Source organism: Leifsonia sp. 2MCAF36 (assembly GCF_052115525.1).
In the GTDB taxonomy this organism is placed as follows: Bacteria; Actinomycetota; Actinomycetes; order Actinomycetales; family Microbacteriaceae; genus Leifsonia.
In genome coordinates this window covers 127,159-143,509 of record NZ_JBFRGV010000001.1, presented here as the reverse complement: position 1 = coordinate 143,509, position 16,351 = coordinate 127,159, and the positions used below count along the sequence as shown (strand labels likewise).

At 68.6% G+C, this 16,351-nt stretch carries 15 protein-coding genes; 10 read left to right on the top strand and 5 right to left on the bottom strand.

Going from position 1 to position 16,351, the window contains the following annotated elements; translation table 11 throughout:
- Positions 1-2 precede the first annotated feature (2 nt).
- Entirely contained in the window at positions 3-1,025 is a 1,023-nt protein-coding gene (locus AB4079_RS00650; protein ID WP_441785344.1) for a LacI family DNA-binding transcriptional regulator, read from the bottom strand.
- 128 nt (positions 1,026-1,153) lie between these two features.
- On the opposite strand from AB4079_RS00650, the gene AB4079_RS00645 reads away from it, so the two are divergent.
- The 5 genes from AB4079_RS00645 (at position 1,154) to AB4079_RS00625 (ending at position 8,672) form a co-directional block, all read left to right on the top strand.
- Positions 1,154-3,190: a beta-galactosidase gene (locus tag AB4079_RS00645; RefSeq protein ID WP_441785343.1), complete on the top strand. Its 2,037-nt coding sequence runs from the start codon at positions 1,154-1,156 to the stop codon at positions 3,188-3,190.
- A 10-nt stretch (positions 3,191-3,200) separates the two neighbouring features.
- Positions 3,201-4,127, top strand: coding sequence for a carbohydrate ABC transporter permease (locus AB4079_RS00640; RefSeq protein WP_441785342.1), 927 nt, complete (start codon positions 3,201-3,203; stop codon positions 4,125-4,127).
- Entirely contained in the window at positions 4,124-5,035 is a 912-nt protein-coding gene (locus tag AB4079_RS00635; protein ID WP_441785341.1) for a carbohydrate ABC transporter permease, read from the top strand. The genes AB4079_RS00640 and AB4079_RS00635 overlap by 4 nt, the downstream gene beginning before the upstream one ends.
- 39 nt (positions 5,036-5,074) lie before the next feature.
- Positions 5,075-6,412: an ABC transporter substrate-binding protein gene (locus AB4079_RS00630; RefSeq protein ID WP_441785892.1), complete on the top strand. Its 1,338-nt coding sequence runs from the start codon at positions 5,075-5,077 to the stop codon at positions 6,410-6,412.
- A 76-nt stretch (positions 6,413-6,488) separates the two neighbouring features.
- Positions 6,489-8,672, top strand: a complete 2,184-nt coding sequence (locus tag AB4079_RS00625) for an alpha-galactosidase (RefSeq protein WP_441785340.1) — start codon at positions 6,489-6,491, stop codon at positions 8,670-8,672.
- Between the two features lie 6 nt (positions 8,673-8,678).
- On the opposite strand, the gene AB4079_RS00620 is transcribed toward AB4079_RS00625, so the two are convergent.
- A complete protein-coding gene (locus tag AB4079_RS00620) occupies positions 8,679-9,095 on the bottom strand; it encodes a hypothetical protein (protein ID WP_441785339.1) in 417 nt (138 codons plus the stop codon).
- A gap of 185 nt (positions 9,096-9,280) precedes the next feature.
- Here AB4079_RS00620 and AB4079_RS00615 point away from each other — a divergent pair, with 185 nt between their 5' ends.
- The gene (locus AB4079_RS00615) at positions 9,281-9,529 is read left to right on the top strand and encodes a zinc-ribbon domain-containing protein (RefSeq protein ID WP_441785338.1); all 249 of its coding nucleotides are present in this window, start codon (positions 9,281-9,283) and stop codon (positions 9,527-9,529) included.
- Positions 9,530-9,537: 8 nt separating this feature from the next.
- On the opposite strand, the gene AB4079_RS00610 is transcribed toward AB4079_RS00615, so the two are convergent.
- Positions 9,538-9,684: a hypothetical protein gene (locus tag AB4079_RS00610; RefSeq protein WP_441785337.1), complete on the bottom strand. Its 147-nt coding sequence runs from the start codon at positions 9,682-9,684 to the stop codon at positions 9,538-9,540.
- Between the two features lie 82 nt (positions 9,685-9,766).
- The gene (locus AB4079_RS00605; protein WP_441785336.1) at positions 9,767-10,861 is read right to left on the bottom strand and encodes a fatty acid desaturase family protein; all 1,095 of its coding nucleotides are present in this window, start codon (positions 10,859-10,861) and stop codon (positions 9,767-9,769) included.
- A 174-nt stretch (positions 10,862-11,035) separates the two neighbouring features.
- On the opposite strand from AB4079_RS00605, the gene AB4079_RS00600 reads away from it, so the two are divergent.
- The 4 genes from AB4079_RS00600 (at position 11,036) to AB4079_RS00585 (ending at position 15,642) form a co-directional block, all read left to right on the top strand.
- A complete protein-coding gene (locus AB4079_RS00600) occupies positions 11,036-11,593 on the top strand; it encodes a dihydrofolate reductase family protein (protein ID WP_441785335.1) in 558 nt (185 codons plus the stop codon).
- A gap of 110 nt (positions 11,594-11,703) precedes the next feature.
- A complete protein-coding gene (locus AB4079_RS00595; protein ID WP_441785334.1) occupies positions 11,704-13,221 on the top strand; it encodes a SulP family inorganic anion transporter in 1,518 nt (505 codons plus the stop codon).
- 49 nt (positions 13,222-13,270) lie between these two features.
- Positions 13,271-14,851: an FAD-dependent monooxygenase gene (locus tag AB4079_RS00590; protein ID WP_441785333.1), complete on the top strand. Its 1,581-nt coding sequence runs from the start codon at positions 13,271-13,273 to the stop codon at positions 14,849-14,851.
- Positions 14,852-14,868: 17 nt separating this feature from the next.
- On the top strand, positions 14,869-15,642 hold the full coding sequence (locus tag AB4079_RS00585; protein WP_441785332.1) for an SDR family NAD(P)-dependent oxidoreductase: 774 nt from the start codon (positions 14,869-14,871) through the stop codon (positions 15,640-15,642).
- Positions 15,643-15,667: 25 nt separating this feature from the next.
- Here the strand turns inward: AB4079_RS00585 and AB4079_RS00580 are convergent, their stop codons facing one another.
- The gene (locus AB4079_RS00580; protein ID WP_441785331.1) at positions 15,668-16,186 is read right to left on the bottom strand and encodes a GNAT family N-acetyltransferase; all 519 of its coding nucleotides are present in this window, start codon (positions 16,184-16,186) and stop codon (positions 15,668-15,670) included.
- Between the last annotated feature and the right edge of the window lie 165 nt (positions 16,187-16,351).

Below are 16,351 nucleotides of genomic sequence, written 5' to 3'. Positions count from 1 at the left end.
CCTCAGGCGGAATCGCGCCAGGCGATCTCGGTGTCCAGCATCATCCCCGAGCGTGCATCGTCGGATCCGGAGATCTGGTCCAGAACCCGCTGGGCCGCTGCCCGGCCGAGCGTCATCGCCGGTTGGTGGACGGTCGACAGCGGAGGTTGGCAGCGGAGCGCCCACGCGCTGTCGTCGAAGCCGACGATGCCGACGTCGTCCGGAACGGTCCTCCCCGAGGATCGCAGCACCTCGAGCGCGCCGGCGGCGATCGCATCGGATGCGGCGAACACGCCGTCGATGTCGGGCGCGCGTCGGAGCAGTTCGCGCATCCCATCGAGGCCGCTGTCGTAGCTGTAGAACGGGAAATCGACCACGAGGTCGGGGTCGAAACGGTCGCCGAGCGCGCTGCGGAAGCCCGTGAGGCGGTCACGGCCAGAGTCGCGGTCGAGCGCGCTGGCGATCATCGCCACCCGCTTCCGGCCGGTGCCGATCAGGCGCTCCGTGATCGAACGGGCGGCCCCCACGTTGTCGATCCCGACGTAGGCGATGTCCTCGATTCCGGGCGGGTGGCCGACGAAGACGGCGGGGAGGCCCATCCCGGCGACGGCGCGACCGATGGGGTCCTTCGCCCGCGCGGAGATGATGATGACGCCGTCGACGAACCCTCCACCCAGGTATTCGGCGACACGGTCGCTGTCCCGTTCCGACTCGATGATGAGGGTGACCAACTGGTAGTCGGCGGCGGAGAGGACCGTGTTGGTGCCCAGCAGGATCGCGCCGATGTTCGGGTCTTCCAGGAACAGGGAGTGCGGCTCGTGCACGATCAGGGCGACGGCGTTGGAGCGCCTCGTCTTCAGGTTGCGGGCGGCCGTGTTCGGCACGTACCCGACCTCGACGATCGCGGCTTCCACGGCCGCCTTCGCCGCGGGGGACACGTACGGTTCGCCGTTGATCACACGGGAGACCGTGCCCCGCGAGAGCCCGGCGGCGGCGGCGACATCGTGGATGGTCGCTTGCCGCGGTCGGGCGCCGTCATGTGCCATAGCCACACGATAGCTTGACACCGCCGCCTTCGCTTCCCTAGTCTGTGCACGTTCCCAGACAGCTTCGGCACGTTGACCCCAGAGCAGTCTGGGAACGTTCACAGACATGAGCCGACGAGGAGGTCGATGTGACGACGAGCACGGTCAGTTCCGCACTGGCGGGGTTGACGGCCGAGTTCGGCGAACCGGGCAGCCGGTTCGTCTTCGGCTGCGATTACAACCCCGAGCAGTGGGATCGGTCCGTGTGGGAGGAAGACGTCCGCCTCATGGTCGAGGCGGGGATCACGCTGGTCGCCATCAACATCTTCGGCTGGGCGCAGATCGAACCGCGACCCGGCGAGTTCGAGTTCACGGCGCTGGACGAGATCATCGAACTGCTCCACCAGGCCGGCATCGGTGTGAACCTCGGCACCGGAACCGCCTCGCCGCCGCCGTGGCTGAGCAGCCGGCATCCGGAGATCCTGCCGATGTCCCAGGACGGCCTCCGCGCCTGGCCGGGCGGCCGGCAGGCGTACTGCCCCAGTTCGCCGGTGTTCCGGGCAGCCGCCGAGCGGCTCGCGACCGAGGTGGCCTCCCGGTACGGGGCGCATCCCGCAGTGCAGCTGTGGCATGTGTCCAACGAACTCGGGTGCCACAACGCGCTCTGCTACTGCGACGTCTCCGCGGCCGCCTTCCGGGAGTGGCTTCAGAAGCGCTACGGGACGCTCCAGACCCTGAACGACGCGTGGGGCACGACCTTCTGGAGCCAGCGGTACGGCGCCTGGGAGGAGATCCTCCCTCCGCGTCGCACCCTCTCGTCCGGCAATCCTGCTCAGGCCCTCGACTTCTCGCGCTTCTCCTCCGATGAGGTCCTCGAGTGCTACCGGGTCGAGGAGCGGGTCCTGCGCCGGCTGTCCGATGTGCCCGTGACGACGAACTTCATGGTCACCTCCCACATCCGCACCCAGGACTACTGGCAGTGGACGCCGTTCGTGGATCTGGTCGCGAACGACCACTACCTCGACCACCGACTTCCCGTCCCTCACCAGGAGCTTTCCTTCGCGGCCGACGCTACGCGCGGGCTGGCCGAGGGCGAGCCCTGGCTGCTGATGGAGCAGTCCACGGGCGCGGTCAACTGGCAGCCGCGCAACATCGCGAAGCAGCCGGGCGAACTGCTGCGCAACACCTTCGCGCATGTGGCTCGGGGCGCGGACGGGATCTGCTTCTTCCAGTGGCGCGCGTCCGCCCAGGGCACCGAGAAGTTCCATTCCGCCCTTCTTCCGCACGCCGGAACGGACAGCCACAAGTGGCGCGAAGTGCTCGAGCTCTCGGGAGCGCTGCGATCGGTCCGGGAGGTGCTCGGCACGGAGGTGGTGGCCGACGTCGCGGTGATCTTCAGCTGGGAGGCGTGGTGGGCGACCGACCTCGACTCCCACCCCTCCGAGGAGGTCCGCTACCTCGAGCAGGTGCACGCGGTGTACCGGGCGCTGTGGGAGGCCGGGATCACGGTCGATATGGTCGCTCCTGGGTCCGATCTGGCCGGCTACCGGATGGTGGTCGTCCCTTCGCTGTACCTGGTCCGCGATGCGGAGGCGAAAGTCGTGAGCGACTACGTCGCGGCGGGCGGCGCGGCCGTCGTCACCTTCTTCTCCGGTGTCGTCAACGAGGACGATCGGGTGCGCCTGGGCGGGTACCCCGGTGCGTTCGCCGAGCTGCTGGGCGTCCGCACCGACGAATTCTTCCCGCTTCCCCACGATGAAGTGGTGACGCTGGATTCCGGTGCGACCGCCACCTTGTGGACCGAGCGGATCGAGAACACGACCAGCCGGACGGTCGCCGCGTTCCTCGATGGTCCGCTGCCGGGCGAACCGGCCGTCACCGTCAACCGCTTCGGCGCCGGGAGCGCCTGGTACATCGCCACGGCGCTCGATCCCGAGCACCTGCGGGACGTTCTCGAACGGGCGGCGGATGCCGCCGGCGTGACCACGGCCGAGACCGCCCCAGGGGTCGAGTCGGTGCTGCGGCGCGGACCGGACGCGGACTACCTCTTCTTCATCAACCACACCCACCTGCCGCACACCCGCGCCATCACCGGTCACGAACTGATCACGGATCGCCCGGTCACCTCGCTGGAGATCCCAGCCGGTGCCGTACGGGTGGTCCGAACCCGACGCACCGAGAACTGAGGACACTCCGATGACAGCGACGTCAGCAACCACCACAACACGTGCCACGCCGGTCGCACCTGCGCGCCGGCGCGGCAGGAGCCTCCGGCGGGCGATCCTGATCTTCGTCGCCCCGTTCGGGATCCTGTACCTGCTCTTCTACGCGGTTCCGATCGCCTACGCCGTCTACCAGTCGCTCCTGACCGTTGAGCGCCAGGGCACGTTCGGGCCGGCCACGCAGGTCTTCGGCGGCCTGACCCAGTACGTCCAGGTGTTCCAGGACAGCGCGTTCTGGACCTCGGTCGGCCGGGTTCTGGTCTTCGGAGTCGTCCAGGTGCCGGTCATGCTGCTCCTAGCCCTGGTGTTCGCACTGCTGCTGGACTCCCCGCTGCTGCGCGGCAAGAAGTTCTTCCGGCTCGCGTTCTTCGCGCCATACGCCGTGCCCGGCGTGATCGCGGCGATCATGTGGGGGTTCCTCTACTCGCCGTCGCTCTCCCCGTTCACGGCGCTGACCCAGAACGTGAACTTCCTGGGCGCCGACCTGGTCCTGTGGTCGATCGCGAACATCGTCACCTGGGTCTACGTGGGCTACAACATGCTCATCATCTACTCGTCGCTCCTGGCCATCCCGCAGGAGATCTACGAGGCCGCGACGCTGGACGGCGCGAACAACTGGCAGGTCGCCATCCGCATCAAGATCCCGCTGGTGATGCCGGCGATCATCCTCACCGCCGTCTTCTCGATCATCGGCACGCTCCAGCTGCTCGCCGAGCCGCAGACGCTCCGCACCTTCAGCACCGCCATCAACAGCACCTACACGCCGAACCTCGCGGTCTACACGACGGCGTCCATTCCGAACTACAGCCTCGCCGCGGCCATGTCCGTCGTCCTCGCGCTCTTCACCTTCGTGCTGTCGTTCGTGTTCCTCAAGCTGACCCAACGGAGGGCATTCGCATGACCACCATCACCGCCGCCACCCGGCGCATCAAGCGCGCCGACGCCGCACCGCGCGGAGCGGGGCGTGAGAGCGCCGTCTCCCGCACCGGCGCCATGCTGGTGATGGCCGTCTTCACCTTCTACTTCCTGATCCCGATCTGGTGGCTGCTCGTCTCATCCACCAAGACCCGGAGCGAATTCACCACCACAGCCGCGCTCTGGTTCACCCCGAACGGCCTCGCCACCTTCTTCGGCAACCTCGGCACCCTGTTCACGTACGACTCCGGTGTCTATGTGCACTGGCTGATCAACAGCGTCCTCTACGCCGGTGTCGGCGCCTTCCTGGGCACGCTGGTGGCGGGGATGTGCGGGTACGCGCTGGCGAAGTACCGGTTCCGCGGCCGAGAGGCGCTCTTCAACGGGGTCCTCGCCGGGGTGCTGGTGCCGGCGACTGCTCTGGCGCTGCCGCTGTTCCTCATCTTCTCCCAGGTGCAGCTGACGAACACCTACTGGTCCGTCTTCCTGCCCAGCATCGTCAGCCCGTTCGGCGTGTACCTGGCCCGGATCTTCGCGGCCGCCAGCGTTCCGGACGAACTGCTGGAGGCCGCCCGCCTCGACGGCTCGGGCGAAGTCCGCACCTTCTTCACGGTGTCCGTCCGACTCATGTCGCCGGCGCTGGTGACCATGTTCCTGTTCCAGTTCGTCGCAATTTGGAACAACTTCTTCCTGCCGCTGATCATGCTGCGGGATCAAACCCTGTTCCCGGTGACACTCGGTCTCTACGCCTGGAACAGCGCAATCGGCCAAGCTCCGGAACTCCGATCACTGGTGATCATCGGAGCGTTCGTGTCGATTGTCCCGCTGATCATCGCGTTCCTGAGCCTGCAGCGGTTCTGGTCCGGCGGTCTGGCCGCGGGAAGCGTCAAGTAACCACAACCACATCCCCCACTACAAGACGAAGGACACATGATGAAATCACGGACACGGATGGTCGCCGCCGCCGTCGGCCTGACCGCGGCTCTCGCGTTGACCGCCTGCAGCGGTCAGGGCGCGAGCGGAAGCGGTACCGCCGCAGCAAGCGGAGACTGCAAGCCGTCCTCCGGAAAGGTGAATCTCACCTTCACGACCTGGGTTCCCGGGATGGACAAGGTCGTCGACCTGTGGAACCAGAAGAACCCGAACATCCAGGTGAAGTTCCAGACGGGTCCCTCGGGTAACGCGGGCACCTACCAGAACTTCTTCAACCAGATCAAAGCCGGGAACGCGCCCGACCTCGGCCAGGTGGAATACGACGCGCTCCCGAACTTCCGGGTGCAGGACGGCCTCGTGAACATCGCCGACTGCAAGCCGCTCGCCGACGCCAAGAACGACTTCGTCGACTGGACCTGGAACCAGGTCACCTTCGGCGAGAAGAACGCGGTCTACGCGGTTCCGCAGGACACCGGCCCGGTCGCCCTGTTCTACCGCAAGGACCTTTTCCAGGCCGCCGGCATCCCCGTCCCCACGACCTGGGACGAGTACGCCAAAGACGCCGCTCTGATCAAGGCGAAGGGTGCCTACATCACCAACTTCCCGAAGACGGACGTCAACTGGTTCGCCGGCATGGTGTGGCAGGCGGGCGGCCAGTGGTTCAAGAACGACGGGAACAAGTGGACGGTCAACCTGACGGATGACAAGTCCACCCAGGTCGCCGACTACTGGCAGAAGCTGATCGACGCGGGCCAGGTCTCCAAGCTCGCGTCCTTCTCGGACGACTGGAACAAGTCGTTCGACGACGGCCAGCAGTGGACCTGGATCTCCGCCGTCTGGGGAGCCTCCACACTGCAGACCGGCGCGCCGAGCACCGCAGGCAAGTGGGCGGTGGCTCCGATGCCGCAGTGGTCTGCCGGCGACAAGACGGCGGGCGACTGGGGTGGCTCATCCACCGCAGTGCTCAAGGGCTCGAAGCACCCGTACGAGGCGGCCAAGTTCGCCATGTGGCTGAACACCGACCCGGAGGCCCTGGCGCTGGAGAACAAGCTGGGCGGCCTGTACCCGGCCGCGAAGGCCGGAGCGAACCTGCCCGCCTTCACGAGCGGACAGCCCTTCTACGGCGACCAGAAGATCTACGACGTGTTCAAGGAGGCCTCCAGCCAGGTCGATCCCGACTTCACCTGGGGCCCGACCATGACGCAGACCTACACCGACGTCTCCGACGGTTTCGGCTCGGCCCTCGGCGGCAGCGGGACCCTGCTGGACGCGCTCAAGACGGGTCAGCAGAAGACGATCGACGCCCTGAAGGCGCAGTCCATACCCGTCAACAAGTAGTCTCACCGCTGTACCGCGCGGGCGTCGGGGTTCTCCTCGGCGCCCGCGTCCCATTCACTACGGTCGAAGGACACCGATGCGACCCGAACTGATTCACTTGACTGCCGGCGGAGTGAGCGTGCTGCTCGACCTGCGAGGCGGACAGCTTCCCACCATCGCCCACTGGGGGGAGTCCCTCGGCGCCATCACGCCCATGGAGGCGGACGCGATCGCCCTGACCGACGTGCGCCCGGTCGCGCCGAGCTCCCCGGACGAGCCGATGCGCGTGGCTGTCGTTCCCGAGCAGCGCACCGGGTGGACGGGGCGGCCGGGGTTGAGCGGCAGCCGGGACGGACAGGCCTGGTCGCCCTGGTTCCGCGTCACGGACGTGCAGACCGGTGTGGATGCCGTGGAGGGCCTGGCGACGTTGGCTGCCGGCGGCGCGGTGCGGGTGGTCGCACGCGATGACACGGCCGAGTTGCAGCTGGAACTCGCGATCGAGCTGAGTGACGCTGGGGTGCTTCGCGCGTCCGCGACGCTCGTCAATCTCGGCCCCACCTACCGGCTGGACGAGCTCTCACTGGCGTTCCCCGTGCCGGCCCGCGCGCGAGAGACGCTCGACTTCGCCGGTCGCTGGGCCAAGGAGCGGACCCCGCAGCGGGGCACGCTGCCGGTGGGGACGCACCTGCGGGAAGGGCGCCGCGGCCGTACCGGCGCCGACGCGGCGACCATGCTCATCGTCGGCGAGCCGGGTTTCGGCTTCGCCCGCGGCGAAGTGTGGGGAGTCCACGTCGGGTTCAGTGGGAACCACCAGCACTACGCCGAGCGACTCGCCGGCGGGGAGCAGGTGATCGGCGGGGGAGAGCTGCTCCTTCCCGGTGAGCTCGTGCTGCACACCGGCGACAGCTACCGCACACCGTGGATCTTCGGCGTGTACGGCGGCGGCCTGGACGACCAGGCGCAGCGGCTGCACCGGCACCTCCGAGCCCGGCCGCAGCATCCGCGCCGGCCGCGCCCCGTCACACTGAACGTCTGGGAGGCGGTCTACTTCGACCACGACTTCCGCAAGCTGGCCGCGCTCGCCGACCGGGCCGCGGCGGTCGGAGTGGAGCGCTACGTGCTGGACGACGGCTGGTTCCGTCACCGTCGCGACGCCCGCGCCGGCCTCGGCGACTGGTATGTCGACGAGGAGATCTGGCCCGCGGGCCTCACCCCGCTCATCGACCATGTCCGGTCGCTCGGCATGGAGTTCGGGTTGTGGTTCGAACCGGAGATGGTGAACCCCGACTCCGATCTGGCGCGAGCGCATCCGGAATGGATCATGCAGACGGGAGGGCGGCTCCCGGTCGAAGCGCGGCACCAGCAGGTGCTGAACCTCGGCATCCCGGAGGCCTACCGGTACGTCCGCGATCGGATGGTCGACCTGCTGTCGAGCAACGAGATCGCGTACATCAAGTGGGACCACAACCGCGACCTCGTCGATGCAGGCACTGCCCCCTCCGGTGCCCCAGGCGTGCACGATCAAACCGAGGCCGCGTACCGGCTCATGGCCGAGCTGAAGGAACGGTTCCCCGGCCTGGAGATCGAGTCCTGCTCCTCCGGCGGGGCGAGGGTCGACCTCGGCGTGATCGAGCACACCGACCGGGTGTGGGTGTCGGACTGCAATGACCCGCTGGAGCGTCAGGAGATGATGCGCTGGACCCAGCAGCTCCTTCCGCCGGAACTCCTCGGCGCACACATCGCCTCCGAGTACTCGCACACCACCCACCGGACGCACGACCTCGGATTCCGCGCGGCCAGCGCCCTGTTCGGTCACCTCGGCGTCGAATGGGACCTGACGACGGCGCGCGAGACCGAACTCCGGCAACTCGCCGAGTGGATCGCGTTCCACCGCGAGAACCGGGCGCTGCTCCACGGCGGCGAGCTGGTGCGGATGGATCCGATGGACCCGACCCTGTGGGTGAGCGGGGTCGTCGCCACCGATCGGAGCCGAGCCCTGTACGCGTTCGCCTACGTCGGCCGATCCGATGCGGCGCCGCTCGGCCGGGTCACTCTGCGCGGGCTGGACGACGACACCCTCTACCGGGTCGTCCCGGTGGCCCTCGGCGACCCGTCCGGTGGCCGGCCGGTGCCACCGTGGTTCGACGCCGGAGGCGCCGACACCCCGACCGGAATCGAGCTGACCGGACGCACCCTCCGCACGGTGGGTGTGCAGGCTCCGTTGTCGTTCCCGGACCGGGTGTGGCTCTTCCAGGTGGACGCTGCCGCGCCCCGCGGGTGACGGGGATCAGTTGCCGACTGCGGTTCGCAGGATCTGGGCGACCCGCTTCTTCTCGGCGTCGTCGAGCTTCACGAGAGCGAAACCGACGGGCCACAGGTTGCCGTCGTCCAGCTGCGCCGCCTGCTGGAACTCGAGGGTCGCGTAGCGGATCTTGAACTTGGAGCCCGGCTTGAAGGCAACGACCGTCTTGCCCTCCGCGTCCGCGTAGGCGGGCATCCCGTACCAGGTCTTCGCGGCCAGCGACGTGTTCTCCGCGACGAGCCGGTGGAACCCTTCGGCGAGCTCCTTGTCGTTCCCGGTCAGCGCGGCGATCGCCGCCTCGCATGCCGCAGCGGCGTCGGCGCCTTCCTGTGCGGCCTTCTTCTCCGCGACGGCCGCGCGCATCGCGGCCTTCTCCTCTTTGCTGAAAATGGTGCTGGTCATGATGTCCCCTTCGGTGTCTGAACTCCCACCAATCTAGATTCGGGACCAGACGCGCGCTTCTCGAATCCTGCTCTGTTGCGAGGGCGGCCGCCCGACACACGCGCTCGAGCGTGCGAGTCAAGGGCTTACGCCGCCTCCGGGAGCCGTTGCTAGCTGGACGGGTTGCTCATACGAAGGGACTGCCCATGCTGTTGATTTTCGGTTCGACGATCCACGAGACCCTCGTCAATGTGGTGGCCTTCGTCTGCGGCTACTGCCACGTGCACGCGCCGCAGAACGTCGTCAAGCGCTCGAACCGCTTCACACTGTTCTTCATCCCACTGTTCTCGTTCTCGACGAGTTACGTGAATCAGTGCACCAATTGCGGCGCGGAGACCCGGATCACGTCAGAGCAGGCGCACAACTCCCTCACGTGGAGTGCCGCGCAGCGGTGACGCGCGTGTCAGGCGTGCAGCAGGGACCGGTCGACCACGGCCGGTCCGTCAGCCGCCTCCGCGGCGGTCTCGGCCTCATCCAACTCGAAGTAGACGCCGATGACCTCCGGGGCCAGGTCGTGCGGGAGGACGACTGCGTAGACAGGAACATTCACGCTTCCAGCCTCCTCTCCTCGGCCCGGACCGCTGCCGGTTGACCGTCGGCTGCATCTGGGCATGGTATGCCCGGAGCAGAGTTCACGCGCGGCGGAGCTGCTGTGCCGCCGGGCAGTCGAACGGGTCGCGCGCGGAGAGCCCCACTCGGTTCAGATACTGGATGACGATCCGGTACGAGGTGACCAGCCCGGTCTCGGTGTACGGGATGCCGTGGGCTGCGCAGTGCTGACGCACCAGGACGCGCGCTCGCCGGAGGTGCGGCCTAGCCATGCTGGGGAAGAGGTGGTGCTCGATCTGGTGGTTCAGGCCGCCCATCAGGGCGCTCATCGTCCAGCCGCCGCGGATGTTGCGGGAGGTGAGGACCTGCTTGTTGAGGAAGTCGACGCGCGATCCGGCGGGCAGCAGAGGCATGCCCTTGTGGTTCGGGGCGAAGGATGCGCCCATGTAGACGCCGAAGACGGCGAGCTGTACGCCCAGGAAGGCGAACCCCAGGCCGATGGGCAGCATCAGGAACACGATCGCGACGAACACGGAAAGGCGCAGGCCGATCGCGAGCAGCTCGCTCCCGCGGCGATCCACCGGTCCCCGGCTCAGCAGTGAGCGGACGGAGGTGACGTGGAGGTTCACGCCCTCCAGCAGCAGGAGCGGGAAGAACAGGTAGCCCTGGCGGCGGGTGATCGCCGCGAGGATGCCGCGCTGGCGGGCCGCATCCTCCTCGGTGAAGGAGATGGTGTCCCACGCGATGTCCGGATCCTTGCCGACCGTGTTCGGGTTGGCGTGGTGGCGGGTGTGCTTCGTCATCCACCACTGGTAGCTCATGCCGACCATCCAGGTGGCGATCAGCCGCCCGGCGCGGTCGTTGCTCGGGCCGGAGGCGAAGACCTGCCGGTGCGACGCCTCGTGCCCCAGGAACGCGAACTGCGTGAAGATCAGCCCCAGGACGGCGGCGATGATCAGCTGATACCAGGAGTCGCCGAGCAGCACGAAACCGACCCCTGCCCCGACGAGTGCGACCGTCAGCAGCGAGAAGACCGTGATGTAGAAGCCCCTGCGACGCTCCAGCAGCCCCTCGGCACGTACCTTGCCCAGCAGTTCGTTGTAGGTGCTGGTGACGGGAAGGCGATTCTCGGTTCGTGGACGCGTCCGCAGGACCGGGCCGAGGGTGGGAGCGCTCATGGATGCCTTCTGGGTAGTCGGTTCCGACTTCCCAGCCGAGGAGGTGGGCAGCTGCCCGAGATGATGCAAGCGTAGGCGCGGTTGCTGGGCGTTCGCGGCGAGATCGGGGGCATGTCGCCCGCGGCGTGCGGGACACCCCTCCCGCACCCGACACCGACGCACTAGCCTGCTGCCGTGTTGATCTACTCGATGGGCGTATCGGCCGACGGCTTCATCGCCGACGACGAGGGCGGCTTCGACTTCACGGCTCCGAGCGACAAGCAGTTCCGCTTCCAGGTCGCACAGGTGGGGAGCCTCGGCGGCTACCTGCTCGGGCGGCGTCTCTACGAGACCATGCAGGTGTGGGAGACGGACCCGTCCCTCCGCGGCCCGGCGTCGCGTGCCGCGTTCGCCGACATCTGGACGGCGCTTCCGAAGGTGGTGTTCAGCCGGACGCTGCGCGCGGTGGAGGGGAACGCCCGGCTCGCCACGGGCTCCGTGGCCGAGGAGGTCGAAGCGGCGCTCGCCTCGACCGATAAAGATGTCTCGATCGGCGGAGCGGATCTCGCGGCCGAAGCCATCGCACTCGACCTCGTCGACGAGTACCGGCTGTTCCGCTATCCCATCGTGATCGGCGGCGGCACTCGGTACTGGCCCTCGCTCAGCCAGGCCATTCCCCTCTCCCTCGTGGGGACGCGCACCTTCGGCGGACGGGTGGTGTTCGAGCAGTACCGGCGCCTCCGCTACCAATAGCGGCCGGCGCATCCCATACGCTTGAAGTGCGCCTCTCGGTTCTGACGGCGCATCCCCCGCTGCCGAAAGGACTGCCGCGCGGCCGTGCGCGGCTGTGCGGCCACTCGCTGATGCCCGTCCCCCCTTCCGCGCCAGAATCGACCGACTTCCGCCTGCCCAACGGGCATGTTCCCGTCCTGGCGGTGCTGCGACGACCACGCCTGCTGACCACAGAGGTGCTCGCCGGGATGGTGACGACGCTCGCGCTCATCCCCGAGGTGATCTCGTTCTCGCTGATCTCCGGAGTCGGCCCGCAGGTCGCTCTCGTCTCCTCGGTCGTGCTGGCGGTCGTCATGTCGTTCCTCGGCGGCCGACCGGCCATGGTCTCGGCGGCCGCCGGTTCCGTCGCCCTGGTCCTGGCTCCGATGGTGCACGCGCACGGCACAGCGTACGTGCTGCCGGCCGTGCTGCTGACCGGCATCATCCAGATCGGGTTCGGAGCGGCGGGACTGGCGCGGCTGGTGCGATACATCCCGCGTTCGGTGATGATCGGCTTCGTCAACGCGCTCGGGGTGCTCATCTTCGTGGCGCAGGTGCAGCACATCGTCGATGTGCCGTGGCAGGTCTACCCGCTCTTCGTGGTGACCATCCTCATCGTCGTCCTCCTTCCTCGGGTGACGAAGGCTGTGCCGGCACCACTGGTCGCCATCGTCGCCGTAACGGCCGCAGCGTTCTTCCTGGGGATGCACGTGCCGACCGTGGGGGACGAGGGGTCGGTGAGCGGCGGGCTGCCGGGCCTCACCCCCTGGACGGTGCCGCTCGACCTCCGGACGCTGCAGATCATCGCGCCCACCGCCTTCGCCGCCGCCCTGGTCGGACTGCTCGAGAGCTTGCTGACCGCCAAACTCGTCGACGAGCTCACCGACAGCCGCTCGGCGAAGACGCGCGAGTCCTGGGGGCTCGGGGTCGCCAACATCCTCGCCGGGTTCTGGGGCGGCGTCGCGGGCTGCGCGATGATCGGCCAGACCGTCGTCAACGTGCAGCTCGGCCGGGCGCGGACGCGGCTGTCCACCCTCGTGGCGGGGTTGTTCCTCCTCCTGCTCGTCGCGGTGCTGTCCCCGGTGATGGCCGCCATCCCGATGGCGGCGCTCGCCGCGGTCATGATGATCGTCGCGCTGCGGACGGTGGACTGGCACAGCGTGCGCCCGTCCACCCTGAAACGGATGCCGGTGCCGGAAACGCTGGTGATGCTCCTGACGGTCGCCGTCGTGGTGGCGACCAACAACCTGGCGACGGGTGTCGGGGTGGGCGTGCTGCTCGCCCTCTTCCTCTTCGCGCGGCGCATCACCCACGTCGTGCGCGTCACCCGCCGGCTCTCGGACGACGGTTCGGTGGCGCACTACCGCGTGCAGGGTCCGCTCTTCTTCGCGTCGAGCAACGACCTCGTCGAGCAGTTCTCGTACGCAGACGACCCTGATCGTGTCGTCATCGACCTCGCTGACTCCAGCGTCTGGGATGCGTCGAGCGTCGCATCCCTCGACGCCATCGAGACGAAGTACGCGGCGCACGGTGCCACCGTCGAACTGGTCGGCCTGAACGAGCACAGCGCGCTCTTCCACGGACGGCTGACCGGCGCCCTGGGCGGGTAGCACCGCGGGCCGGTAGGGTGCGGTGTGCCGGACCGAACGAGGAGCGCCGATGCCACCGAACGACACCGAGACCGACCTGCGCTCCCGCGATGACGACCGACTCGTGGACGTGCTCGTGGTGGGAGCCGGCCCCGTCGGCCTGGCGCTCGCCGGAGACCTCGCCCGCCGAGGCGTCGACGTCTGGATCGTGGATGCGTTGCCCGCTCCCACCTCCGAGTCACGGGCCATCGTGCTGCACTCCCGAACGCTCGACCACCTGGAGGCGCACGGTGTGCTGCCGGAGATCATGAAGCGAGGGATCGTCTCCACCGGCATGGAGTTCCATTCCGGCGGGGAGAGCATCGCGACGCTGTCGTTCGAGTCGATCGACGCCGTCCACCGGCACTCGGTCTCCCTGCTGCAGACGGACACCGAGGCCGTGCTCGCCGGCCGCCTGGCCCAGCTCGGCGTCGTCGTGGAGAGGTCGACGACGTTCACCGGTTACCAGCAGACGGATGACGACGTGGCGGCCGCCGTGACCGACCGGGACGGCGTGAGCCGCACCATCCGCGCCCGGTACCTGGTCGGGGCGGACGGTGCCCGCAGTGCCGTGCGCCATGCCATGGGGGAGCGGCTGGAGGGCGACTTCGTGGGCGAGGACTTCCTGCTCGCCGACGTCGACGGTGACCACCCGTACGAGCCGTCGCACTTCCACACCTTCCTTTCGACCGGCGACACGACGGTGCTGGTCTTCCCGCTGCCGGCCGGTCGCGTCCGCGTGATGGCGCAGCTGCCGCCCGGAACGGATCCGGACAGGGCCGTCACCCAGGAGTGGGCCCAGCAGGCTCTGGACGACCGGGGAGTCGACCTGCGCATCCGCTCCGCGCACTGGCTGGCCCGGTTCCGGCTCAAGCACGGTCAGGTGGCGCGGTACCGAGTCGGGCGGGTGTTCCTCGCCGGCGACGCCGCTCACATCCACAGCCCGGCCGGCGGCCTGGGGATGAACACCGGCATCCAGGACGCCATGAACCTCGGCTGGAAGCTCGCCGCCGCCGTTCACGGGCACGGCGATGACGCTCTACTGGACAGCTACCAGGCCGAACGGCGCCCGGTCGCGGCGGAGGTGATCGCGTTCAGCACCCGCATCTCCACGATGGGCACCATCAAGAACCCGGTTGCGCAGCACATCCGGAACGCCGTCGTCCGTTTCGGCTTCGCCTTGCCGGTCGTGCAGGATCGCCTGGCGGAGAAGGTGGAGGAGCAGCGGGTCCGCTACCTGGGGAGCCCCATCGTTGGCGGGGGCGGTCACGCCATCAGGCCCGGCGACTTCCTGCACCTGCACGATTCGCCGGTCGCCGCGGCCCTGGCGCGGACGACCGGCCACCTGGTGATCGCCCTGCGTCCGACCACAGAGCGGGGGGACGCGGAGGCGGCCGCTCTGCCGGTCGGCGTCGTCCCTCTCGACATCTCCGACGACGACCGCGATCGGCTCGTCGACGCCACCGGTCTCCGCGGCGGTGGTGTCGTCATTGTGCGACCGGACGGATACGTCGGCTTCATCGGACCGGTCACGGACGCGGCGGGCGCGCTGCGCTACGACGTTCTGTCGGCCAGCCGATCGGCGGCCGACCCTAGCCCTGCAGACACCTGACCCCATAGCCTCAACCTGTGGATCTCGAACTCAGCAGCAAGCGTGCTGTCGTCACCGGTGCGAGCCGGGGAATCGGCCTCGCCATCGTCCGGGCCCTCCTCCGGGAGGGCGTCTCCGTGGTCGGCATCGCCCGGAAGGGCACGCCCGAAGTGGACGCCGTCCGGAACGAGGGCGACTTCCGGTTCCTGGAGGCCGACCTCGGAGGGAACGACGGCATCCTCGCGGTCGCGGCACAGCTCACCGAGCCCGTCGACATCCTGGTCAACAACGTCGGGTCGGCGCCGCCGCGGCCGGGAGGTTTCCCCAGCATCACCGACGAGCAGTGGTCGACCACGTACCAGCTGAACGCGCTCGCCGCCGTGCGGACGACGCGCGCACTGTTCGACCGCATCCCGGACGGCGGCTCGATCGTGAACATCGCGTCCGAGAACGCGGTCCTGGCCGACCCTCTGGTGATGGACTACAGCGCAGCCAAGGCTGCGCTGCTCAGCTTCACCAAGTCGCTCTCCAAGGAGGTCGGCCACCGCGGCATCCGGGTCAACTCGATCAGCCCGGGCCCGGTCGCCACCGACCTATGGCTGGGGGACGGCGGCGTGGCCCGGACGGTGGCGGCGGCGACCGGGGGAGACCCGGACCAGGTCCGGCGGGGCGCCGAGGAGTCGATGGTGACCGGGCGGTTCACGACCCCGGATGAGGTCGCGGCGCTCGCCGTGATGCTCGCGAGCCCGGTGCTCGGCAACCTGACAGGCGCTGACGTCGTCATCGACGGAGGCCTACGGCAGACGATGTGACGGGCGTCGGCTCGGCTGGCGGAGGTCAGGCGGACAGTTCTCGCACGAATGTGAGCAATTCGAATTCGCGTCCGTCCGGGAGCACGATGATGCCCTCGCGCTCGGAGCGCCGCGTGAAGCCGAGCTTCCGGTACAACGCGTGCGCGCCCAGCATGTCGGGACCGCTGTTCAGGACGACGGCCCGCTGCCCCCGCGCGGCCGCCTGCTCCAGGGCGAACTCGGTCAGCCGCACGCCGATCCCACGGCCGCGAGCGTCCGGGTGGGTGGCCAGCAGCCGGAAGTACAGCTCGTCCTCCGCGATCTGTCCATGGTCGCCGTGGCCGGGGCGCAGCAGCGCGATGGTTCCGAGCAGCTCGCCGGACACCTCATCCTCGGCGACGAAGAACTCGAAGTCGTCGGCGAGCGCTTCGGGGTGCTTCAGCTCGTCCCGGTAGTTCGCGGGCAGGTCGTCGTAGTCGTGCGTGTACGCCGCGTGGGTGAGTTCGCCGATCGCGGGATACTCGCTCGCTGCCGCGCTTCGGATGCGGATGCCGGTGCCGTCCATGATCGCTACCGTAAGCGACCCGGCGCCCACCCGCCCAATCGGCCGCCTCGGCGCCTCTCCCGTCGGAGATTCGCCGCCCTCGGTCGGAGAGTGGACGCGGCGCACTCGTTTTCTCCGACGGGCCGCGGTGCGTCGGAGATTCGAGGCGAGTTCTCCGACGGAAGA